2 protein-coding genes are annotated in these 2,264 nt (G+C 65.2%); both read left to right on the top strand.

From position 1 onward, the window contains the following. Positions 1-478: 478 nt before the first annotated feature. Positions 479-898, top strand: coding sequence for a YciI family protein (locus tag ACNQPB_RS20050; protein ID WP_498754179.1), 420 nt, complete (start codon positions 479-481; stop codon positions 896-898). Between the two features lie 7 nt (positions 899-905). Then, entirely contained in the window at positions 906-2,150 is a 1,245-nt protein-coding gene (locus ACNQPB_RS20045) for an RNA polymerase sigma factor (protein ID WP_498754178.1), read from the top strand. Positions 2,151-2,264: the final 114 nt, after the last annotated feature.

Raw genomic sequence — 2,264 nt, 5'->3', positions numbered from 1 at the left:
AGCCAAAACCAGGCCACCACACACGGGGGTGCGGGCAACCCGGCAATAACCAATTCAAAAAACAAATCGGTATCAACAAACTTGGCACACTATTGAGTTCTCAAACAACAGTTCCGCAAACCGCAGACCACACGGCGCACTACAGTGCGCCACCAAAAGTGGCCATCTAAGAAAGGGATTCTGCCGCCTTCCGGAACCTCCAAGCCTTTCAGCTCTTCCGTCCCTCCCGCGGCGACTCAGAAAACATTACACGGTTCCGGAAGGAGAGGCAAATCAGGGTCCAGCGCAGCTAATGACGGCCTGTTTGGACTGCCTGGCCCATTGTCCGACCCGCCTTCGCCGGCAAGCCGGCCGCCCGCCGTCGGGCAGTTCCGATCGGCAGCGAAAAAACCCGGGCGCGGTGTCGATCTGCTCTGGTGCCGTTCGACCTATGGGTGAGAAGGTCGGAAGGCGACCTTCCGGAACCAAGGAGAACATCATGGCCAAGTACATGCTGATCATGCGTCCGACGGACGAGTCTTTCGCGACGTTCGCGAACACGGACTTCAACGAAATCATGGACGCCATGGGCAAGTTCAACGACGAACTGATCCGTGCCGGCGTACTGCTCGCGGCAGAGGGCCTGGACGACGCCAATGAGGGTGTGGTTGTGGACTTTAGCGGAGACACCCCGGTAGTGACGGACGGCCCCTACGGAGAAACCAAGGAGCTGTTCGCCGGCTACTACATCCTCGATGTGGCCTCGAAGCAGGAGGCCGTCGAATGGGCCAAGCGGGCCCCGCTCACTGCGGGCAGCAAGACCGAGATCCGCCGGGTGACCACCATCGACGAGTTCCCGCAGGACAACAAGTGGATCCAGAAGGAGCGCGCCTGGCGCGAGCAGACCGGGCAGCTCTGAGCCGCTCGTGAACAGCAGCGGGGCGAGGGGCGCCGTCGAGACCGTCTGGCGGATGGAGTCCGCCCGGATCGTCGGCGCCCTGGCCCGCTACACGGGGGACTTTTCTCTGGCGGAAGACCTCGCGCAGGAAGCACTCGCGGAAGCCTTGGTGTCCTGGTCGGTCAACGGAGTTCCGGAGCAGCCCGCGGCCTGGCTGCTCACCACGGGCCGGCGCCGCGCCATCGACACCTTCCGGCGCAGGTCCGCGCTCGATGAGCGCTATGCCGTCCTCGCGCGGGAGCTCTCCGAGGAACCCGGGGCTGACGAGCTGTTCAACTATGACGCAATCGACGACGACGTCCTCGCCCTGATGTTTACGGCGTGTCATCCCATGCTGTCCAAGGAGGCCCGGATCGCCCTGACGCTGCGGGTGGTCGGCGGGCTTGGGAGCGAGGAAATCGCCAAGGCGTTCCTTGTACCTGTTTCCACTATCCAGGCGCGGATCACCCGGGCCAAGAAGACACTGGTCGCCGCCCGGGTCCCGTTCGCGGTACCTGAGGCGCACGAACTCGACGAACGGCTCGGCTCGGTCCTCCAGGTCATCTACCTGGTCTTCACCGAAGGCTCCTACGCATCCGGCGGTGATGATTGGATCCGTACCGGCCTCACCGACGAGGCCCGCCGGCTGGCCCGCATGATGGTCAAGCTGAAGCCCGAGCCGGAAGTGTTCGGCCTCCTTGCGCTCCTGGAACTCACCGCAGCCCGCTTCCCGGCAAGGACCGACGACGCCGGACGGCCGGTGCTGCTCGAGGACCAGGACCGCCGCCGTTGGGACAGTTCGGCGATCCGGAGGGGGCGGGCGGCCCTTGAACGAGCCGCGGCCGCCGGGCGCGGCCTCGGCGCCTACGGCCTCCAGGCATCCATTGCGGAATGCCACGCGGTGGCGGACTCCGTGGCCGCTACAGATTGGCCCCGGATCGTGGTTCTCTACGAAGCCTTGGGGCGGTTGGCGCCATCGCCCATAGTCGAGCTCAACCACGCTGTTGCCGTAGCCATGGCGTCGGGCCCGGCCGCAGGACTGGAACTGGTGGAGGCCTTGAGTGCCGGCGGCAAACTTGCCGCTTCCCATCTTCTGCCCGCCGTCCGGGGTGAGCTGCTCACCAGGCTGGGACGCCGGGAGGAGGCCCGCTCCGCACTTCAGGAAGCCGTCGGCATGTGCGGGAACAGCGCCGAGCGGGCAGCCCTTGAAGCCAAAATCCGCGGCCTGCGGTAGTGGTTAAATGTGGGAGGCCCCCGGGTGGAGCCCTTGTTGGGGGTTCCTTCCGGGGGCCTCGACCTGTAATGGTTGTCCGGCGGTGTCCTACTCTCCCACACCCTCCCGGGTGCA

The sequence above is a fragment of the Curtobacterium sp. LFS079 genome (genome assembly GCF_047977865.1).
Classification (GTDB): domain Bacteria; phylum Actinomycetota; class Actinomycetes; order Actinomycetales; family Micrococcaceae; genus Arthrobacter.
The sequence above is the reverse complement of the archived record's forward strand: the minus strand, read 5'-3'. Positions and strand labels throughout refer to the sequence as shown.